Annotated in this window: 20 protein-coding genes; 4 read left to right on the top strand and 16 right to left on the bottom strand. The window is 35.4% G+C overall.

The window, feature by feature from the left end:
- Positions 1–33 precede the first annotated feature (33 nt).
- From GN105_RS00600 to GN105_RS00570, 7 genes are all read right to left on the bottom strand, one after another.
- On the bottom strand, positions 34–1,371 hold the full coding sequence (locus GN105_RS00600; RefSeq protein ID WP_173014946.1) for a TlpA family protein disulfide reductase: 1,338 nt from the start codon (positions 1,369–1,371) through the stop codon (positions 34–36).
- A gap of 116 nt (positions 1,372–1,487) precedes the next feature.
- Positions 1,488–2,765 (bottom strand): DUF2851 family protein, encoded by a 1,278-nt coding sequence (locus GN105_RS00595; RefSeq protein ID WP_155283526.1) that lies wholly within the window; start codon positions 2,763–2,765, stop codon positions 1,488–1,490.
- 6 nt (positions 2,766–2,771) lie between these two features.
- A complete protein-coding gene (locus GN105_RS00590; RefSeq protein ID WP_155283525.1) occupies positions 2,772–3,557 on the bottom strand; it encodes a diadenylate cyclase in 786 nt (261 codons plus the stop codon).
- Positions 3,558–3,570: 13 nt separating this feature from the next.
- Complete coding sequence (locus tag GN105_RS00585) at positions 3,571–4,146, bottom strand: hypothetical protein (protein ID WP_155283524.1); 576 nt, start codon at positions 4,144–4,146, stop codon at positions 3,571–3,573.
- The gene (folP, locus tag GN105_RS00580) at positions 4,143–4,967 is read right to left on the bottom strand and encodes a dihydropteroate synthase (RefSeq protein ID WP_155283523.1); all 825 of its coding nucleotides are present in this window, start codon (positions 4,965–4,967) and stop codon (positions 4,143–4,145) included. Before folP ends, GN105_RS00585 begins: the two co-directional genes overlap by 4 nt.
- A gap of 28 nt (positions 4,968–4,995) precedes the next feature.
- Positions 4,996–6,411 carry an L-serine ammonia-lyase gene (locus GN105_RS00575; RefSeq protein ID WP_155283522.1) on the bottom strand — a complete coding sequence of 472 codons (1,416 nt, stop codon included), beginning with the start codon at positions 6,409–6,411 and terminating at the stop codon, positions 4,996–4,998.
- Between the two features lie 101 nt (positions 6,412–6,512).
- Complete coding sequence (locus tag GN105_RS00570; RefSeq protein WP_155283521.1) at positions 6,513–8,744, bottom strand: patatin-like phospholipase family protein; 2,232 nt, start codon at positions 8,742–8,744, stop codon at positions 6,513–6,515.
- A 490-nt stretch (positions 8,745–9,234) separates the two neighbouring features.
- On the opposite strand from GN105_RS00570, the gene GN105_RS00565 reads away from it, so the two are divergent.
- Positions 9,235–10,626, top strand: a complete 1,392-nt coding sequence (locus tag GN105_RS00565) for a type III PLP-dependent enzyme domain-containing protein (protein ID WP_155283520.1) — start codon at positions 9,235–9,237, stop codon at positions 10,624–10,626.
- Between the two features lie 67 nt (positions 10,627–10,693).
- Here the strand turns inward: GN105_RS00565 and GN105_RS00560 are convergent, their stop codons facing one another.
- Together GN105_RS00560 and GN105_RS00555 are read right to left on the bottom strand one after the other, a co-directional pair.
- A complete protein-coding gene (locus tag GN105_RS00560) occupies positions 10,694–12,385 on the bottom strand; it encodes a DUF6029 family protein (RefSeq protein WP_155283519.1) in 1,692 nt (563 codons plus the stop codon).
- A 2-nt stretch (positions 12,386–12,387) separates the two neighbouring features.
- A complete protein-coding gene (locus GN105_RS00555; RefSeq protein WP_155283518.1) occupies positions 12,388–12,870 on the bottom strand; it encodes a TlpA family protein disulfide reductase in 483 nt (160 codons plus the stop codon).
- Between the two features lie 116 nt (positions 12,871–12,986).
- On the opposite strand from GN105_RS00555, the gene GN105_RS00550 reads away from it, so the two are divergent.
- From GN105_RS00550 to GN105_RS00535, 3 genes are all read left to right on the top strand, one after another.
- Positions 12,987–13,988, top strand: coding sequence for an Omp28-related outer membrane protein (locus tag GN105_RS00550; protein WP_155283517.1), 1,002 nt, complete (start codon positions 12,987–12,989; stop codon positions 13,986–13,988).
- A 339-nt stretch (positions 13,989–14,327) separates the two neighbouring features.
- Positions 14,328–15,242: an Omp28-related outer membrane protein gene (locus tag GN105_RS00540; protein ID WP_155283515.1), complete on the top strand. Its 915-nt coding sequence runs from the start codon at positions 14,328–14,330 to the stop codon at positions 15,240–15,242.
- Between the two features lie 140 nt (positions 15,243–15,382).
- The gene (locus tag GN105_RS00535; protein WP_155283514.1) at positions 15,383–16,387 is read left to right on the top strand and encodes a hypothetical protein; all 1,005 of its coding nucleotides are present in this window, start codon (positions 15,383–15,385) and stop codon (positions 16,385–16,387) included.
- 464 nt (positions 16,388–16,851) lie between these two features.
- Here GN105_RS00535 and GN105_RS00530 read toward each other — a convergent pair whose 3' ends face one another.
- From GN105_RS00530 to GN105_RS00500, 7 genes are all read right to left on the bottom strand, one after another.
- Positions 16,852–18,243: an RtcB family protein gene (locus tag GN105_RS00530; protein ID WP_155283513.1), complete on the bottom strand. Its 1,392-nt coding sequence runs from the start codon at positions 18,241–18,243 to the stop codon at positions 16,852–16,854.
- A gap of 22 nt (positions 18,244–18,265) precedes the next feature.
- Positions 18,266–18,835, bottom strand: a complete 570-nt coding sequence (locus GN105_RS00525; protein WP_155283512.1) for an RNA 2'-phosphotransferase — start codon at positions 18,833–18,835, stop codon at positions 18,266–18,268.
- Entirely contained in the window at positions 18,816–19,172 is a 357-nt protein-coding gene (locus GN105_RS00520; protein WP_155283511.1) for a DUF6794 domain-containing protein, read from the bottom strand. Before GN105_RS00520 ends, GN105_RS00525 begins: the two co-directional genes overlap by 20 nt.
- A gap of 11 nt (positions 19,173–19,183) precedes the next feature.
- A complete protein-coding gene (locus GN105_RS00515) occupies positions 19,184–19,492 on the bottom strand; it encodes a hypothetical protein (protein WP_155283510.1) in 309 nt (102 codons plus the stop codon).
- 156 nt (positions 19,493–19,648) lie between these two features.
- Positions 19,649–20,332, bottom strand: coding sequence for a peptide chain release factor H (gene prfH, locus GN105_RS00510; protein WP_155283509.1), 684 nt, complete (start codon positions 20,330–20,332; stop codon positions 19,649–19,651).
- On the bottom strand, positions 20,311–20,907 hold the full coding sequence (locus GN105_RS00505; protein WP_155283508.1) for a hypothetical protein: 597 nt from the start codon (positions 20,905–20,907) through the stop codon (positions 20,311–20,313). The genes prfH and GN105_RS00505 overlap by 22 nt, the downstream gene beginning before the upstream one ends.
- A gap of 12 nt (positions 20,908–20,919) precedes the next feature.
- A complete protein-coding gene (locus tag GN105_RS00500; protein ID WP_155283507.1) occupies positions 20,920–21,684 on the bottom strand; it encodes a hypothetical protein in 765 nt (254 codons plus the stop codon).
- Positions 21,685–21,731: the final 47 nt, after the last annotated feature.

Below are 21,731 nucleotides of genomic sequence, written 5' to 3'. Positions count from 1 at the left end.
TAAAAAGAGGGCTACAACAGCCCTCTTTTTAATTTATAAGTTATCGTCTATAAGTTTTTTAATTTCAGGTTCGGAAGGTCTTGGAGCATCGGCATTGATGATGTTTCCGTTTTTGTCAATCAATATGAAACGAGGAATGGTTTTGATTGTATATGCTTTGGAGAAAGTAACCTCTGCTTCAAAATCAGCGTGTAACTGAATTCCGTCAAGTTTTTTTGCTTTTTGATAATCAATCCATTTCTGTTTGTCCTTGTCCACTGAAATGCTTACAAAAACGATGTCTTTTCCGTGATATTCTTTTTCAAGTGCTTGAAGAGCAGGAAATTCGTTGAGACAAGGAACACACCAAGTTGCCCAAACATCAATGTACACCAATTTTCCTTTCAGACTTTCAAGTGAGGTTTTTCCTCCTGCAAAATTCTCAAAATTAAAAGAAGGAGAAGGAGCTTCCGGTCTTAACTTTTTGAAATTTAGGAAATCTGTTTCGGCAAGTGTAACTAATTCCTTATTTTTGGATAATTCCTTGATGGCATCAAATAAAATTTGGTTTGTCTCAAAAGAATTGCCAGCCGACATACCTTGAACCAGAAACTGAGATAAATGACTTTTGATATTTTCGGATTTCAGACTGCGAATATAACCAATTACAGAATTCCAGTCGGGGTTTGTAAAATCAAATTTTGAAAAGAAATTTTCATCAATCAGTCGCTTGTATTCATCAAACATACTGAAATCATCGGCATTGTCATAGTCTATTTTTGCTATTTCAGCTTCAAATTCTGCTGGAAGTTTAATTTCCGTTCCGGTGAGGCTATAATGAAATTGAGGATAAATAACTTTTAAATGTAAATCTATGAATTTGTTTGCTCTTTCTTCCAAAGTGATGAAATCTTCCGGAAGCCCTTTGTAATTTTTTAAGAACTCACCATATTTTTTGTTTATTTCATTCAGGGAAGATTTGAAATTCGAAACATTTTTTTCAAATAAATCGTTAAATGTATTTTGTAACTCTTTTGTTAGTTTACTTTTTTCCCGTAAATAGACGCTTGCGATGGTGTCTTTCCCTAAAAATTTGGTTTCGAGAGGATTTTGGTCGTCGATAACGATGTTTATTTCTCCTCCTTGTGGCAGATAAACAGGAACATAGTGTCCGGATTGACCGGAAATCGTGTAGTATCCTGCTTTTGTCAATGTATCGGAAAAGCTGCCATCAGGGTTAATTTTCAAATCACGTTCAATATCTCTGCCAATTAATTGAAAATTAGTACCATTATGGTTTTTGATTTGCCCCGAAACAGTAATATATTCGTTCTTCTTTTCGCAGGCAACAAAACTCAGTGTAGCGAGTGTTACAATAAATAATTTTTTCATAATGCTGAAACTTGTCATATAAATTTTAGGCGAAGGTACAACAATTTTCGTTATGTACAGGAAGAAATCAATAGATTTTGTGAAAATAATTTATTAGTAACTTATTTACAAAAGAATCATACGATTGGTTCGTCTTTCAAAAGAAAAATTCCGATAGCACAATCAAGGCAACGTTTTGGTAGACAGTAATTTTTGTATTGTTGTAATATGATTTGAGTGTCAAAAGCTGATTCTGAATGTTTTCCCAATGTGCAGAATTTTTCTATGATAGTATTTTTTTCCGGTGCGATATTTTGTAGGCTCATCATTAATGATTTAGAAATATCTTTGCCTATTGATTTGAAGTACAGGTATTTTATAGGAACTATGGTGTTTATCCAGATAAGCTCAACAAGTGAAGAAGTTATTTTTTTCTTTGCTTTTGGGGACGTTTTTCCGAAGGTATAGTGAGTCTCCCAAAATTCAGAAGTACTTACGGAAAAAATCTTCTTTAAATCATTTATTTCCTGAATTTCAATAATTTTTGAGAATAAACTTTCCGTTTTTTCGTACAGTTGAGCCAATTGCGATAGCCTGATAGTAGGAAAACTCTGCGGTCTTAGCTTGGAAAAATATACGCTTGTTACGGAGGATTTTAAATTGTATTTACTTTTTAGATATTCATATTCTTTGGATAAATTTTTAAAATAGAAATCTTCGTATTTATCTGATAATAAGTTTGATTGACCAAAAAAGAGAGCTTCCAAATTAAGAGGAATGTTTTTTTCTTTACGAATAATAGAAAAGTCAATGGCTTTTCCCATTTCAAGAAAAATATCGCCATTTACAGTTCCTCCAAAATTCTTTAAAAGCATCAAAAACAGCACTTTTTCCCAGTCGGAGTGTGTTTGTAGCAAGAGTTTCGTTACGTAGTCGGATTTGTGTTTTAGCCGTTCCGAAAACAAAAGTTCATTCCACGAATCAGAAACCATTTTGTCAGCTTTTGAATAGTATTTTTCACAACTGATGAAGTTATTCTTCGACAGAAAAAGTTTCTCATATTTATTTATAATTTCTATATCAATTTGATTTTTAAGCTCTAAGGTAGGAATTGTTTGATGGTTACTGTTAAAAATTTCAACATCGTGCTCCCAAACCACGTGTAAAATTACGTTATTGTAAGTCTTATCCTGTTCGTGCCGATGTGCATACCAATATGATGATTTTAAGTGTATTTCAACGTTTCCTGCCCATAATTGCTCGCCGATTTGTAGTCGGGCATTGAAAAAGTCAGGACCTGAAAGGCGATTGCATTCTCCCACTGAAAGAATGGATAAATTTTCTCCTGAGGTTAAGGTGCAACTTTGCGGAATTTTTCCATATTTCCAAAGATATTGAAGAAAATCTTCTCTCATATAAGGTTAGTTCAAATCTTTTTCAATGATTTTGATGAGCTCCTCATCGTTTTTGAAGGTTACGAAATTACCATTTTTGATGTACGAAATTTTTCCTGTTTCTTCGGAGACGACAATTGCACTCGCATCGGTTTTTTCTGAAATTGAAGTAGCTGCTCTGTGTCTTAATCCGTAGTGCTTAGGAAGTTGGTTTTCTCCGGCAACGGGTAAAATTACTCGAGTTGCCACGATGAAATTTCCGCTAATTACGATGGCTCCGTCGTGTAATGGGCTGTTTTTGAAGAAAATACTCTCAATAATAGGTTCTGAAACCTGAATATAAACATCATCTCCTGTTTTTTTTATAAAATCCAGAGGAATATTTCGTTCCAACACAATTAACGCTCCTGTATGTGAAGAACTTAATTTTTTACAGACATTGATGAGCTTCTGTACATTGAGGTTTGATGTGCTTTTGGCAGCTTTTAACGACTGAAAAACTTTAAAAAATTTGTTTCGAGCGGCAATATTTGTAGAACCAATCGTAAGTAAAAATTTTCGTATTTCTTCCTGAAAAACCACAATCAGAGCGAAAACTCCCACACCGATGAATTGCCCCAAAATACTGCTGAGCAATTGCATTTGCAAAGCTTCGGTAATTTTCCAAATTAGATAAATAATCACGATTCCCATAAAAATATTAATAGCAACCGTGCCACGAGCTAATTTGTAAACGTAGTAAAGTAATAACGTAACTAAAAGAATATCAATTACATCTACTGCGGTAAAATCTAAAATATCAAATATTTTCAAAGGATTTATATTTTTAAATGATAATTATATTTTTGAAAAAAATACCTTCATCTTGAATTTTTTGTAAAAATACAATAAAATCTTGAAAGGAAACATTTCCACTTATTGAAATTGTATCAGATATATTGATTTTTTTGTTTTTAATATTGCCAGAAAAATCGGATAAATCTTTTTCTTTCAATATGTTATCTGTATTATTTTTATCTTTCGAAAGTGAAAAATGTGTTTTGGTAAACTCAAGAAATTTCAATTTTTTGTCGTTCATATCAGCTACCGAGAAAAAGTTTCTGGAATCAGGATTTTTGTGAATGTTAGGGGCGTCTTTTTTTTCTTGAAGTTCAACAATGTTTTTTCCTGCTTCGGTGAGTGATAAACGTCTGTCGATATTGAAAACCCAATGAGTTGAAGTTATCAAATTGTTTTTGTTTAAGTCAGCTTTTTGCGTAGTTTCATCAAAAAAAATATAAATTACGGAATAATCGTTGATTTCTGTCATCAAATTGCATTGATGAACTTGCGGGAGCCAAACATCACGTTTGTTGCAGGAAATTAGAAACAATATAAATATGATAAGTGTAATTTTTTTCATTTGATAACGATTTTATTAAAAATTTTGACACACTGCTTGGCTTCTTTTACATCGTGCACTCTGAGAATGTTAGCACCTTTCATCAGAGAAATAGTGTTTACAACCGAAGTAGCATTAAGAGCTTCATCTTGATTGATTTTCAATAAATTGTAAAGCATTGATTTACGGGAAACTCCAACCAAAATAGGGCAATCCAATGTTTTGAACAGATTTAATTTCTGTAATATTTCGTAGTTCTGGTCTAATGTTTTAGAAAATCCGAAACCAGGGTCAATGATAATATCATTAATACCGAAACTTTGAGATTTTGCTTTAAGTTTAGAAAAATAATAAATCATTTCGGTAATGATATTTGTATAATTTGTGTGGCTCTGCATTGTTTGTGGCGTCCCAATCATATGCATAGCTATATAAGGTACTTGAAACTCTGCTACAACTTCAAATATTTGATTGTCAAGGTTTCCTCCAGAAATGTCATTGACAATACAGGCTCCCTCAAGTAGGGACTGACGAGCCACTTCACTTCGGAATGTATCAACAGAAATTTTTATTTTTGGAAAATGTTTGACCACCGATTTCACAATGGGAGTTACTCTTTTCAGTTCTTCTTCCTGTGATACTTCTTTTGCGTTGGGGCGAGAGCTATATCCGCCAATGTCAATAAAATCAGCTCCTTGCGAAAGCATTTCTTCTACCCGATTTAAAACATCAATTTGAGTAACACGACTGCCCTGAAAAAAGGAATCAGGTGTTACGTTCAGAATTCCCATCACTTTGGGAGTTTCCAGTGAAATCAGTTCTCCGTTACAATTGATATACATTTTTTTGAAAAATCAGAAAGAAATAACATTAACAATCCGCAATATTCACAGCTACAGCCAAACCACCTTCCGAGGTTTCTTTATATTTGGAATTCATATCTTTGGCGGTTTCCCACATAGTGTTTATTACCTTATCAAGAGGCACTTTTGCATTTTTTGGGTCGGTTTCGATTGCCAGTTCAGCAGCATTAATAGCTTTGATGGCTCCCATCGCATTTCTCTCAATACAAGGCACTTGCACCAATCCTCCAATAGGGTCACACGTTAATCCTAAATGGTGTTCCATCGCAATTTCGGCAGCGACCATAACCTGTTCGGGTGAGCCTCCCATTACCTCGCATAAGCCGGCGGCAGCCATTGCTGAAGAAACGCCTATTTCGGCTTGGCATCCTCCCATTGCAGCGGAAATCGTAGCTCCTTTTTTGAACAGACTGCCAATTTCGCCTGCAACCAGCAAAAATTGTTTTACATCTTCCTCCGTAGCATTGTGATTCTCAATGACTAAGTAATACAAAAGCACGGCGGGAATTACACCTGCACTTCCGTTGGTCGGAGCTGTAACCACACGCCCTAATGAAGCATTTACTTCATTGACAGCCAGAGAGAAGCAGTTTACCCATTTTAAAATTTCTCGAAATTTGATTTCGGTTTTTTTGATGGAAGTGAGCCAACTTTTAGGGCTGTCGTAGGTAACTACCCCAATCAGGTTTTTGTGAGTATCGTAAGCACGTCGGCGTACATTTAGTCCTCCCGGAAGAATTCCTTCGGTATGGCAACCGATGTAGGTGCATTCAAGCATTGTATTCCAAATGCGAAGCAATTCGTTATGGATTTCTTCATCTGAACGCAATGACCTCTCATTCTGATAAACGATTTCAGAGATTTTTTTGCCTTCTTTGTGGCAGTAATCTAAAAGTTCAGTGGCTTTTTCAATAGGGAAAGGAAATCTTTTCGTGTCCTCAGTGATAGGAGCGTCTTCTCCCTCTTTGACAATAAATCCCCCGCCAATGGAATAGAAAGTAGATTGATATTCAAAACCTTCACCCCAAGCAGTAAAAGAAATTCCGTTGGAATGAAAAGGCAAAAAATTTCGATTAAAAACGATGTCTTCCGCGGGGTTGAATTTGATAATGAATTCGTTACCCAAACAAATTTCTTGATTTTTATTTATGGCTGTGATGATTACATCTAAACTTTCAATGGGAACATACTCAGGGTCAGCACCGCTAAGCCCGAACATTACCGCCAAATCCGTTGCGTGTCCTTTTCCTGTTAAGGAGAGAGAACCGTACAAATCCACACGTACTTTTTGGGTTCTATCGAGTAGTTTTTCCGATTTTAATTCTTTCAGAAAGGCTTCGGCAGCTCGCCAAGGTCCTAATGTGTGTGAACTTGAGGGTCCAACACCTATTTTTAACATATCAAAAACGCTGATACATTCCATAAAAATCAAAGTTTATTTACGAAGAGGCAAATATAAAGTTAAAAGTTAAAATTGAAAAGTGAAAAATAAAAAGAATATAAAATATTTTCCATCTATTATTTTTAAAACCAATAACCTACGTTGAAAAACCAGATAGCTTTCTTAATTTCAGGAGAATAGGTACATTTCAGTTCAATAGGCCCTAAGACGCTATCAACACTGTAACCGATTCCATAGCCCGAAAAGTCAGGGTAGGACTTCCAATTTAAGCTATCGAAGAGTTTGTTATCTACCTTGGCAAAATTTGCGTGAAGCAATATATGATGTTGCTTGAAGTGATTGATATCAAGCGTAATATCAGCTTTTAAATAATTCTTTTCACCAAAACTTAAAAAGTCATATCCGTAAAAAGGAATGTAATTACTGAAAGCATTTTTGTTGTATCCTCCGAAAAAGAAATCCAAGGAATACACATTTGTTCCTCCGAGAGTGAATCCTCCGCTAAAATCCAAACGTGTTGAAATCCTTGAAGATAAAGGAATTGCGAAACCTAATTCTGTTTTTCCCATTGAAAATTGATTGAAGTTCTCGTACGCACTTCCTAATAAATACAAATTAAAAACCGAGTTGAAATAAATTCCTTTGGTCGGGAAAAAAGCATTGTTGTACGAGTCATATTTCAGATAGGCGTACGTGCTTCCGAAGTGTGAATTTTCTCGATAGGAGGAGTTGTTATAATTTGTTTTTGAGTAAAATACGTTTTCAGTTTCGATTTTAACTTTTCGATGTTCCAAACCTAATCCGAAAACAAATCCGTTGCCTAAAAGTGTCTGAAAATAAACTTGGTTAATCCAATCGGCTGCATCAACGTTCAATTTATTGATGTTTGAAACCTCAATATCGTAATTAGCAACTAAACTGGGATTGATTTTTCTGTCAAATTGACTGAATTTTGACCGAATTCCGTAACTGATATAAAAACCCTTATCTACAAAATAATCAAACTGATAGCGTAAATTATCTCCCAAAACAATATCTAACGACAGAAAATCATCGGTTTGCAGAGCGTAATGCTTTGTATAGTTGAACAGAAAGCCTGTTTTGAATAAATTATCGTAATGTAATCCGAATTTCAAGAAAGTGCGTTCAGGATTTTCTTTTATCACAAAATCAATGTGTTCGCCCTCGTACGTATGCCGAATTTGATGATTGATAGAATGAAAATTTCGGGTAGCCATTAAGTTGGAAATTCCTTCTTCAAGTTCTTTGAAAGAAATTTTTCTGTCGAGTTCTTTCAGGTGTAGTTTTCCTCTTAAATAGCTTCGGGAATAGTGCTTATTTCCGTGAAAATGAATGTTTTTTAAGTAAAAAGAATCTATTTTTTCAACTCTTTCTCTCGTGTAATTTTCCTTTTTTTGAAGAGAAGCGATTTTCTTTAGGCGTTCTAAAAACTGTCTTCCGGCAATCTCTCCGTTTTTGATGATGGTATTTCCTTTGTCAAAAGAAACTACATTGAATCCGTGTATGTCAGGTTTTATGTAAATATCTGTTTTCTCGGCTTTTTCGGTCATATCGTTTACCATTGGGAAAGAGCTTATTTGTGATAATATCCCGAAAACGGAAGCGAGTTCTTCCCTTGTATATAAAGGACTTTGGACGTCAACTCCTATGATAATATCCATTCCTTTGGCTTTAACTTCATCGATAGGATAATTATTTACGATTCCGCCATCTGTCAGAAATTTTCCGTCAATTTCCACCAAATCAAACAATGAAGGAAAAGCACCACTTGCCATAATGGCTTTGGGCAGAAAACCTCCTTCCAGATGCATTGCTTTGCCCGTTTCGATATCCGTTGCCACACACAAAAACGGAATGGGAAGCTTTGAAAAGTCGTAAATATCGCTCACGGGATACAATAATTTAACAAATTCGTTGTATAAATTTTGCCCTTTTGAAACGGAACGAGGGAAGCCCAGTTTGAAGTTGTTGAACGGAAGAGCCACAGCATATCTGTCGTGTAAATATCTCTCGTGCAGAGATTTCGCTCGTCTGGAGGTTTGGTCTTGCAATAGTTTTTTAAAGTCCAATTGCTGAAAAATAGAATCCAATTCTCGTGCCGAGTAACCAGCGGAGTACATTGCCCCCACGATGGCTCCCATACTTGTCCCTCCGATGTAGTCAATGCGTACGCCTGCTTCTTCCAAAACCTTCAGAACGCCAACGTGAGCCAATCCCTTTGCACCGCCACCGCTGAGAACAAGCCCTACTTTTAAGTCTTTTTCGGGTTTAACATTCTGTGATACAACGAAATTGGAGATAAAAAAAACGAATATGAATAGAAATTTTCTCATCTTTTTAAAGATTTATGCGAAGATACAAAAAAATGATTGCAAAAGCAAAATTTTTTTAAGTGTGATTTGTTTTAAAAAAGTAGAAAGACAAAGGGTTATACTCTCTCAAGTTCGAAAAACAAGTAACTTAGTGAAAATAAAATTTATATGGGTTTTATTTTATTTTTTGAAGAAAATATTTAATTTTGCCTCGCGTGTGCTGTAATGTCACTATTTTTATGTAGAAAATTGACAATCAATTGAATAATAGCTTAAAATGAACGTTGTATTTTTTGAAAAAATAAGCATATCTGATACTGTTTTTAAAATAGATTGCTCATTTAATTATTTTCGTTCGGATTTGATTGAAAAACAACGAAATCAAGCCCGAATGAAAGGTTTGTCTCCTTTGCGTATTTGAATGTTTTTCAGGATTTAAAGGATTGATTTCCTTTGCAAAAATGATTGAAAAACAATTGTTTATTTTATTCTTCAAATTATATTTAAAACAATGAAAAACAAATACATAGACTTAATAGACCAAACTTATTATTTTCCGCAAGAAGAGTTCAGATTAGAAGGAGATGAGCTTCGCTTTCACGACATTGATTTGATGGAGCTTGTTCGTCAGTATGGGGCACCACTCAAATTTATGTATCTTCCAAGGATTTCCGAAAATATTCAACGAGCAAAACGCTGGTTTGAAAAAGCTATCAAAAAACACAGATACAAAGGAACTTACAATTATTGTTATTGTACTAAAAGTTCTCATTTTAAGCACGTTATGGTGGAGGCTTTGAAAAATGATATTCATTTGGAAACTTCATCTGCCTTTGATATTGATATTATTAATAATTTAATAAAAGAAGGACGAATTACCAAAGATAACTATATCATTTGCAACGGATTCAAGCGTAATGGCTATATTGACGGTATCGCCGATTTGGTAAATCGCGGGTTTGATAAATGTATGCCGATTATTGATAACTATGAGGAAATCAACCTTTTTGATAAAAAGATTGAAGGACAGTACAATATAGGTATCCGCATTGCTTCAGAAGAAGACCCGCGTTCAGAGTTTTATACCAGTCGTTTGGGAATTGGTTATAAAAACATCGTTCCGTTTTACAACAGAGAAATCAAAGATAATAAAAAGGTAACACTTAAGATGTTACACTTTTTTATCAACACGGGAATAAAAGACAATGCTTACTATTGGAACGAGCTTTTGAAATGTTTGAAAGTATATATTCAGCTCAAAAAAGTAGCTCCTGAACTTGATAGCCTAAACATAGGAGGAGGATTCCCGATTAAGAGTTCTTTGGCGTTTGAATACGATTATGCTTATATGGTTGATGAGATTATCCGTCAGATAAAAATCGCTTGTGAGCAAGAAAAAGTTCCTGTACCTAATATTTTTACAGAATTTGGAAGTTTTACAGTTGGAGAAGCGGGCGGAGCAATTTATGAAATTATGTACCAAAAGCAACAAAACGACCGTGAAAAGTGGAATATGATTAATTCATCTTTCATTACCACATTGCCTGATTCTTGGGCTATTAACAAAAGATTTGTGTTGCTTCCAATCAATCGTTGGTATGATGAATATGAGCGTGTATTACTTGGCGGGCTTACTTGTGACGGAGACGATTACTACAACAGTGAACAGAATATGAACGCTATTTACTTGCCTAAATATAACAAAAACAAGCCTTTATATATTGGGTTTTTCAATACGGGGGCTTATCAGGATACTATTGGTGGAGTAGGCGGACTACAACACTGTTTGATTCCACAACCAAAAATCATTTTAATTGATAAGGATGAAGAAGGAAAAATAAGTACACATTTATTTATGGAACAGCAAAAAGTTGAAGAAATGCTGAAAATATTAGGATACTAAAAAATGTATGAGCAAAAAAAGTGGAAGTTTCAAAACTTCCACTTTTTTGTTTTGCGATGTTTCTACCTTAAAAATTGGTGGTAATGTTAAGGGTAAGACCCGCTGATTCTGGTACGATACGGCAAACTCCACCTACGCACAAAACGCCACCACGTTGTCTTCCGTAGCTTAGAGCCACTCGCGTAGCTTTGTAGGAGAAGGACGTCCCGACGTTGTAATAATGAATTCTTTTGTCTTTGTCATCGTTTCCGTAATTGTACAAATCACTTACAAAGAACGACCATCTTGCATTGGGAATGTATTCCAAAGTATTGCCTATCCAATTTTTCAAATCTTCATTAGCCCATTGGTGTTGCACTTCCAATCGAATGGACTGTGTATCAGACATAAAATAAGTTCCTTCGGCAGAAAAAGTATGAGCTTTTATTTGATAAGGTTTAAAAACAATGGCTTCGCTATTGTAGTATTGATTCAAGTAAGAGAATATGGTAGTGAAATTATCCGAAAAAGGCTTTCGGTATTCGATAGCAATGTCGTGATAATATTTCTCTCCGAACCCGATAATAGGGCTGCTAAGTGCTACTTCTTCATTTTCGATACCGTATTTGTCGGTTACAATGGTGGTTTTTACATTGTTTTTAATTCCTGCCCAATATGAGCCGTTTATGGCAAAACTTGCCCCGGTTGAACCGCCTAAAAATGAACCGGATGGAGCTTCGTAAAAGAGGTCAAACTGCCCGCCGATTTCTCCTTGCTTTTTAAGATAGCTATAGTAAGCCATTTGCGGTTGAGCCTGATATACATATATGTTTTGCAAGCTGTGCTCATACTGTTTGGTTAGTGCGGGAATGTAGTTTATCATTCCGTAATTGTAAATATTGTCCACCAAATTTCGTTGTGAGAAAAATCTGAAATTTTCCAATCGACGAAGGTTTAGGTTGAAAGCAACATTGTCGCCGTTGTTGTATCCCATATTGAGTAGCAGGGCATTACCGGCACGATTGATTTTAGGAAAAAACTCTTCTTGTTCGAAGTGAATATCTTTGGTTTTATATAAATATTCTCCGCTGAAATTGAATTTTTCTCCGCTGTAATCGGTTCTAAAGCCAAAAATGGAAGTATTTTTCTCTGACAAAGGTTGTTTTTTGGAAATATCTTCATTTCGAATCGTGAACGAACCTCCAACTTTAAGCGTATATTCTTCTTTTTTAAGTAATTGACTTATATCCAATTCGGCATCACTTCCCACAATGAATCCTTTGGAAAAATCAAATCCCATACCGATGCGTTGCCTTCCGCCGAGAACTTTTAGTTGGAAAATATCCGATAGATTCCATTTGATACGTCCGCCGAAAAGGGCGTTGTTGATGCCCAAAGCACGGTCTTCCCAAAAACGAAGTGCCAATCCGCTCCCGAATTGCTCGTAAAAATGTCCTGCCGTGATGTCAATTCCTTTTTGAAGATTGTTATAACGAGCGAAAGCCGTACCGATATGATAATCTTTTAGTTGCGGATTGTAATGAAGCAACGCTTTTGGTGCGTACGACTCGCCTTGTAGCCCAAATTCAAAATTTTTGATACGATAATCAATTTTCAGATAGTTATTGGAACGGAATCGATTTTCGGCTTCAAATTCATCTAATTTAATTTGATTGTCATCGATGTAGTATTGTGAATTTGATTCAAAACCAACGCGGAGTTGCGAAAAACCCACTGCCGAAACCAAACAAAATCCGGAGGTTAGTAAATATTTACGCATAATTATTTTGATAAAGATTGTAATTTCTTATAAATTTCAGTTTCGATACCCGGCGTGTAACCCGAATGCACGAATACCACTTTGCCTTTGTGCAAAATAAGTGTGTACGGAATGTTGGCAACGTTTAAGGCTCTTTTCAGCTCGTGGTTATCGTCCATAAGTATGGTATATTGCCATCCGGCTCCTTTCACTTGTGATTTTACGCGATTTTTGGTTTTGGCATCGTCTGTGGAAACAGCGATGAGCTCTGCACCGAACTCATCTTGCCACTGTTTGTAATGTTTGCTGAATGTTTTCAGTTCTTTGATACACGGAGCACACCACGTAGCCCAAAAGCTCACGATAACGGGATTTTGTCTAGAATTGTACTCGGAAAGGTTTACGGTTTTTCCCTGTAAATCTTTCAGTTGAACATTGGGTAGCGACGCTTGTGCGAAGCCAAGAGTACTAAAAAGTACCACTGTGAGTGTAGTTAAAATTTTCATTGTTATTATATTTTTTCTAATAAAAAGCCCGCAAAGGTATATAAAAATAGAGAAAATACATTAAAATCTGCTTTTAATTTTTATCTTTGCACCCGCATTTAAATATTATAGTAACAATGAGAAAAAGTTTTTTATCAAGTTTAGCCATTGTAATGGCTTCTTTTTTAGTAACTTCTTGTAGTAAAGAAGATGATTCTTCAAAGGAAACAGATAGAAGAAGTGAAATTGTAAAGGAAGAAATTTCCAAAGAGGAAGAAACGCCTAATCAGGGTGGTAATTCTGACGAGAATAATTCAAATCAAGAAAACAATACAACTGAAAACAACTCAAATCAGGATACTAATTCCAATGAAAATAATACAGGAACGAATGATGAAGAGGGAGAAAATACCGGTAAGATGTTCGTATATAAGGCATATTTGGAATATCTTACGGGGTCGTGGTGTTCTGTTTGTCCGAGAGTAGCTGAAACTATCGAAAAACTCAAAACCTCAAATATTTTGAAAAATAGATTTGTTGATGTTGCCATACACAGTAGAGACCATATGGGTATTAACAAACAATGGGATTTAGAAGAACATTTTGGAACGCTTCACGACTCTATTAAGTTCGATGGAAGTTTAATCCCTTGGTTTAGAATGAATAGGAATCAGTGGCAATATGGGAGTTCAGCCGCTCAAGGACATCTTGGTCATCTTTTGAAAAAGAAACCCCATTCGCCTATCGGTATTAAAATAACTTCTACACTTGGTCAGACCAACGGAAAGGTATCTGTTAATTTCAAATTCAAAGAAAATCTAAATAATTTGAAGTTTAATGTTTTTATAGTAGAAGATAAGTTTATTGCACCTCAAAATATGGGAAGAGTGTATCAAAATAAGCAACATATGGGCATACTGAGGGAAGTCTATGGGAATGTTTCAGGGAATGATTTAGGAAATGTAACTCAAGGGCAAGAAATATTAAAAACGGATTTGCCCGTGTCGTATGACTTACTTACAAAAAAACTGGATAATGTGAGAATTGTGGTATTCGTTACCGATGCTAATACTAAAGCAGTCCTTAACGTTCAGGAAGCTAAAGCTAATGAAACTAAGGAATATCAGTACGCAGAATAAGAGGTAAATATAAGGAGGTGATGTAAAAAGTATGATGCCTTAAAAAAAGAAGTGTTTTTGTCAGGCTGAGCGTAGTCGAAGCCCTGTAATGATAAGGCTTCGACTACGCTCAGCCTGACAATCAGAACCACCATCATACTTTTTATAACACCACCAAATACAATAATAAAATAAGTAAAACGCTTTGATGCTTAAAAACATCAAAGCGTTTTTTTGTAGGTCAAATGCAAATCTTTGCTAAAAGTAAATTCATACGTTTGCTCTATTTTTTAGTTTTAAATAAAAATCGTTCTGTATTTTTTACTACCTTTGCACCCGCATTTAAATATTATAATAACAATGAGAAAAAGAATTTTATTTAGTTTAGCCATCGTATTGACTTCCTTTTTTGTGATTTCTTGTAGCAAAGATGATGCTTCAAACGAGGTAGAGAAAAGGAATGAAACAAAAGAAGAAACTCCAAAGGGGAACGAGGAGAATAATTCAAACCAAGGAAATAATACAACTGAAAACAAACGTTTATTTGTTTACAAGGCTTTAGTGGAAGACTTTACAGGAACGTGGTGTCCGGCTTGTCCTGGTGCTACTCGTATGATACAAGGAGTTCAATCCATTGACAAATATAAAGAAAGATTTATACCTGTAGCGATTCATTTGTCCACATATGGTTATAATGATAAAATGCAGATAAATCAAAGTTATCCGTTATTTAATTATTTCAGAAAAGAATTTTCTAAGGGGAAAGAGGTAGGGTTACCTTATTTGATGTTGAATAGAAAGACGGAACTTTCCCATTTATACCGAGGGCATATTGCTATCATTGAGGATATAAACGCAAAACCAACTTCTCCGATAGGGATAAAAATTGCTTCTGATTTGAAAGAGAACAACGGAACTGTTACTGTTACTTTTAAATCTTCACAAAAAATAGATGGTTTGAAGTACCACGTGTTTATCGCAGAGGATAATATAATAGCACAGCAAAATGATTCGGGACGTTATGTAAATGATTTTGTTCATAATCACGTATTGCGTTGTGTATATGGAGATTTAAAAGGTAACAATTTAGGTTCAGTAAATAAAGATGAAGAAGTAACCAAAGAAAATTTGCAGGTAAATTATAGTTTGCTGAGTGCCGGAAAGCTAAGCAATGTTAAAATTGTAGTTTTCGTTACCAATGCTATAACTGGAGAAGTCCTTAACGTTCAGGAAGCCAAAGCCAACGAAACTAAGGATTATCAGTACGCAGAATAATAAAACACAAAACATAAATTAGCAATAAGTCTTGATGTGAAGCATTGGGGCTTATTTTTTTATATCTTAAATAAAACCCAAAAGAATAGCTTTTTTGTTTATAAAAGCGTACATTTGCCTGAACAAAAAAATAAAAAGATATGAAAAAATTACATCACTTCAGGCTGTTTATTGTGCTGGCGACAATTATAACGGCGTTTTCTTGTACGAAAGACAACAACAATTCGGGGGAAGGGTACTATTTCAAAGCGAAAATTAACGGCTCCAAAACGCAAGCCCTCTTGCATCACGCAGCTGTCGGGGAGGCGGACGGAAAAGCAGTTTTGTTTCTGTATGGCAGATGGGGCGAAAAACTCATTCACGGAATAGACATCAAGCATTTTGATTTTCCCAAAGAAGCAGGAACTTATTCCATTGATAACGAAGCCAAAATAGTAAAAGCATCATATCGAACCAATAAAGAATTGTTCGATTCTTCCAAAGGAAAACTTATCATTGAAAGCATTACCGACAAAACCATAAAAGGAACATTTGAGTTTACTTCAGGAGATGCAACTATCACAGAAGGAGAATTTTATCTTCCTTTGCTGAATGTGGGAACCGTAAACACTCCGGAAATAGAAGTGGAAATCAAAAGCATTCTTTCCGAAATAAAACCTGAAGACCTTGAACGGCTTAAAGAAGGAGGAATGGCTATTCACGAAGGAAACAATCCGCCAAATATTGAGGGTATCTATTTGTCTTCGCCTCACATTTTGATGCAACCATATCCGGGCGACAATTACAAAAAAGGACATCAATGGAACGATTACACTTACCGAATTTCAATTCAGAAAAACGGTCACGCCACTTTGGATTACAAAGCATCTGATGCTAATCTCAGTGGTGCGGGCGTTTACATCACCGGAAGCGGTAATAAATTTACGCTTTATGCACGAGTGTACGGGCAGGAGAGAGAAGTAAAAAATGCTAATATCGTAGTGATTTCGGGAGAAGTTACTCCCGAGGGAATTAAGAATTTCACCTCTTCATACGTGCTTATATGGAAAGAAGGCGACAGCTCCAACTCCATACTAATGCCTATGGGAGCACATCGTGTAAGTGGCGATAAGGACGGAATGGCTCAGAGAGTGAGTACGTATTAAAAGTTCCGGTTGGCAACACCGTAAGCTTGAGTGTTTTCCATAACCAAGAGAAGAAAAAATGTATCGGGAGCTTGGAAAGAAACTTTTCTTGATATGATTTGCCTCACTATATTTCATAAAGCACTCGAAACGATAAAACAAATCACAAAACCGACTGAAAAGCAGTCGGTTTTTTCTGTTGATTGATGTTATGTAGTTTAAGAATTGTTAAATTCTTTAACAGAAAAATCTCAGCACTTTTACTTATTGTCAATACACTTGCTGTTATTTTTTGTTGTTTTTTAGAAAATGACATATTTGTTAAAACAACTAATTTATAGACTAATAACCAGTATGAGTCTGTCACCATACAGTGGGGTTTTAGTATGAAGTTTGTCCAAAATTTTGTTCAAAGTCCCTACATCAGTTGCTTTTCCTTACGAAAGATAAAAATACTTCGTCCTTTTTGTGTTTTAGTTAGAAAATTACCTGTCCATCCGTACAATTCTCGGTTGAAAGCGACCTAAAATATCCACTAAATCGGTCTGGGCATTCATCACTTCATTGATGTTTTTGTATGCCATTGGAGCTTCTTCGGCATTGCCTCCGATGAGTGTTACTTTCTTGTTTTTCAGCTCTTTTTTGATGTCACTTTGCGTGAAAAGTGTTTTGCACGCAGCTCGTGAGTGAAGTCTTCCCGCACCGTGCGATGCCGAACACAATGAATCCGTATTTCCTCTTCCTCGAACGATAAAACCTTTTTCTGTCATTGATGCGGGAATAATGCCGAGTTCTCCCTCACCTGCGGGAGTCGCCCCCTTACGATGCACAATAACTTCTTTGCCGTTATGAACTTCTTTCCAAGCAAAATTATGATGATTTTCAATCCTTGCTTTGAGTCGCCCACCGATGGCTTTTATCAGTCGGCGATGAATATCGTAATGACAAGCCGAAGCATAATCTCCGGCAAGGTTCATCGCTGTCCAATACTCCAAACCGAGATGCGTACTGAGGTCGAGCCACGCAAATTGCTGAGCTTCTTTAGGTAATGGGCACTGTTCTATTGCTTTTCGCACGTAATATTGAGCGATTTCCGCCCCGAAACCTCGCGAACCACTGTGCGATAAAATGCCCAAATATTTACCTTTCGGTAATCCGATTTGTGAATCTTCCTCCAGAATTTCCACCTCTCCAAATTCCACAAAATGATTACCTCCACCCGAAGTTCCCATTTGCTTGATAGCTTTGCCTTTCAACCTTTTGAGGATTGGAATAAGGTCAAAAGTATCTCGGTCGAAAATTTCGTGTTCAATATGTGATTTATGCGTTTCATACATCCCGAACTTGGTGTGTTCCACGAGCATTTTTTCGTATTTATCCTTCGCACCATCAAGATACGAAATAGGTATATCCAAGATACTCAAACACATACGGCAACCAATATCCAATCCCACACCATACGGAATTACCGCGTTTTCCACTGCCAAAACGCCTCCGATGGGTAAGCCATAACCACTATGGGCATCGGGCATCAACGCTCCACTTACTGAAATTGGCAATTTTAAAGCTGTGTAAAGTTGATTTTTAGCTTCTTCCGAAATATTGTTTCCAAATATTTTAAAATCAGCTCTTTGGGCATTGAGTTGGCGTTTTTCTGTCTTTTTGGAAGAAAGCAAGGCTTCAGCGATTTGCCCAAAAGTCAGATGTTTTTCAAAGGCTTTTGGGGTAGCCAAAATTTCTTTTAAGAGCGATTTTACATACGCTTGATTTTTATCGTTAAAATTGCGTTTTATCACTTCTAACGCTATATTAACCGATTGATTATTAGGGTATCCTAACTTTAATATATCTTTTCCTTTTAATTTTAAATTTCCCATTGTTTGTTTTGTTAATTTATTTTCACTCTGCAAGTTTTTTGTAAGGATTCAAAAATCTTGCAGGAACTTCATCAGTAAGCCAAACACCATTTTCCGAAAGATAAAACACATACCCTTCATTTAGCATTTTGCAAGTATCTATCTGAAAAACAAAAACTTCTCCGTGTCGGCGACCTACTTTTTGAGCGGTTTCCAAATCTTTGCTCAAATGTACATATTGCCTGTTTTGCTTTTGAATCCCTTGTTTATAAATACTTTGTACAAAACGCTGAGCTGTACCGTGATACAAAATGGCGGGAGGCTTCTGCGGAAGTAACTCCAAATCTACCGAAACCGAATGTCCTTGATTGGCTCTGATTTTGGTAAAATCGGCTGAGAAACTGTATCGTTGCTTTTCATCAGAAGCGACAATTTCTTTCAGAATGCTCAAATCAATACCAAATTTCGGATAGAGTTTTTTTATTAAGGTTTCAGTGTTTGTCCAGCCATTTTTGTCCAATGTTATTCCGATAATTTCGGGGCTGTGTCGCAGTACCAAACTGATAAATTTACTGATTTTGTTATGATTATCTTTATTTCTTAGTTTTTTCATTTTTTTCTTTTTCCCAGTATGCTTTATAATATTCTAATTGTCCCTGTAAATCAATGGGTTTTCCTATAATATTTCGGTAATAACTTATTAAAATAATACTTGATATATCATCAAAATGAGAAATTTCCATTTCATAAAAATATGCTAATAAAGGAGAGTTTTCTTTCCGTAACCATTGATTTCTAATGCCTGAACCCAAGCTGAAGTGAGTTTCTATCAAAAAATTATCTTCAGTTAAGGTTTTTAAATACAGTTTATCTTTGTTTGACAAGATTTTATCTAACAATGTCAAACATTCTTCCAATGTATTAGGGATTTTACGGATTTCTTTTTTCATTTTTAAATTTTCTATCCTGTAATGTTTTTGATAATCGCTTGATATTCCGCTCCTCTGTCAGGGTTTTCTTCGGATAATATCACTAATAATTTTTCTATTTCACGCATTACTTTTGTTTGATAAGTTTCTGCTTGTGATTGTGTTGAGAAAAAATCTGTGTGCATAAATTCTCCGTACACACCCAGCGTTACCGAAAAAGGGGCAGTCAATCCGCCTTTTTCTATCGTTATTCTGGCTCCATCGCTGTGTTCCAAATCAGAAATAATAATTCCTTCTTCCGAACCTCGTTTTCCTATATTTTTTCTATTGTTTTTCCACATTTTTATAATGGTTAATTGTTAATTATCAATGGTTAATGATTTTTTTGTAAAATTACTGACAAACGCTTTCGCCACCAAGAAATGAGCGTCTACAAAGTATCTACAAGATGATAATTTTTAATAATTAATGGTTGATGATTAATTAACAACTGACAATTATTCATCAAAATTGATTTTTTTATTTTTTGCTCGTTCTTTTTTGTAAGATTTATCCACAAAATTTCGTTTGAAATCCGTTTCGTGAAAAGTGCGAATGGCGTTACCTCTTGCTACTTGTTGGTGGTTGTTCCACTGATTTTGAGCCTGTTGCTTGAGTTTCTCTAATTCAAAAAGTTGTAATTTTTCCTTAATTCGGCTGATGGCTAACTTCTTGTTTTCCAATTGCGAACGCGTGTCTTGCACAAAAACGCTCACTCCCGAAGGTTGATGCGTAGCCCGAACCGCTGAGTTTACTTTGTTTACATTTTGTCCGCCACTACCTTGCGAACGCACCATTTGAAACGAAATATCGCTTTCACGAAACACCATTTTTTCCGACGCAGAAAGCTCAAAAACGCCAATAAACCAGTTCGACCGTTTGTGAAATTTTCTAAAAGTTGATTTTCCCACCCAACAAACCGAGCCGAGCCAATTCTTCAAAAAATCTTGTAAATCAGTTCCTTTTAAAAGAAGAGTGGCAGATTTTAAAGTTAAATTTTCGTCGCCTTCCTCCCGATAAATGATTTCGGTTTGTATGTTTTTTTCTTTGGCTTCTTGCAAAAATATTTTTAACACTTTTGCCACTACCCATTGGCATTCCAAAGGTCCTTTTCCTGAAGTTATTTGTATGATTTTTTCCATTTTTCTAAGATTTTAAGTACAATTTCTTTGTTTTTCTTGATTTTAATAAAAGTTGGGAGTTTTGCTACCATTGTCATTCCTTTTCGAGGACGCAAATCCGAACTGATGTAATTTTCTATTTCCAACAAATGTTTATCATTCTTCGCCCAAAACAAATTCCCGCGAACATTTTCCTGAAAGAAATAGGGCAGACCGAAAGTATTATCGCACATCAGTCCGTTTACTTTGTCTGCATAAAGTGTTGAATAATTGGGTTGATAACGAGGCTTTACGGAGAGTAAATTATCACATTTTCGGCATTTGATATTGATTAAAGATTGTTTTTCTTTCACATTTGCTTGTTTTATTTCAATAGAATTTCCACAAAACGGACAATTGAGCTTAATAATGAGGTTAAAAATCAATAAATCACCACTTTTTTTGACCAAACCACAGTGATTACACTTCAAAATGGAGTGATTTGAAAAAAAATCCCCCGTATAGTGAATAATAGCATTTTGCTGACAATCAGGGCAAATCACCCAAGTGCTGTTTTCCCAAAGATGAGTGTATTTTTCTTTATATATCTTTTTCATTTTCAATTTCTTTTAAAAAGTTTCTTCAAAAATAGAGGCTATTTCGGTAGCGGAAAGTCTCATTTTTGATAAATTATTGTTTCTTAAGTCGTTGTATTTGTATTTTTCTTTGCCTTTTTTCTTCTCAACATCTTTCCAGCCGTAGTTTCTGCCAACTATTTTCTTTTGTATAATTCCACGAACTTTATGATTGTCCAGAAGTTTATCCAATTGTGCAAGTTCTCGCTCCAAATCCAAGTCCAATGGACGATAATGCGTTATCATATAAGGTTTTACACGCAACACAAATCGCCAAGGGTCGCAAAATTCATAATAAGTTTCAAAAACTTTTCGATGTGGATTGTATTCTTCAGTTTTCACAAAATACATTTGCTCCTTATAGTTGAATTCCAACTTTTTATATTTTGGGAATTGCCATTCGATGATTTTACGCAACTTTTGTTCGCGTGGAACTTGTATTTTTTTGCCTCGTTTTCGTTTCTTTTTCAAGAATTTACGATTGTCGGAATATTGATACGTATTGATTTTATCTAAAATTTGGTTGAAAAAATCGGCACTTTTACTCCGAGCAATATCGTCCCGAAGCACAAAAAAACGAACAAAACCCTTTTGATAAGGTTCAGGCAGAGGTACCAAAGGAATGTTTCGCTTTTGATTCCAAAGTTTTCTCCATAATTTATTTTGCTGGCGAACATATTTCTCGAAAGCCTTTCTCACTAATCGTTTTCGTGTTCGTAGGCTTCTCAATCGAGAATTTTCCATAAATGAATTTCCCATTACTTACTTTTTGATTATCAAATGATTTTAAAAAGATGTTCAGGGAA

The organism is Capnocytophaga felis (genome assembly GCF_009684755.1).
GTDB classification, from domain to species: Bacteria; Bacteroidota; Bacteroidia; order Flavobacteriales; family Flavobacteriaceae; genus Capnocytophaga; species Capnocytophaga felis.
The sequence above is the reverse complement of the archived record's forward strand: the minus strand, read 5'-3'. Positions and strand labels throughout refer to the sequence as shown.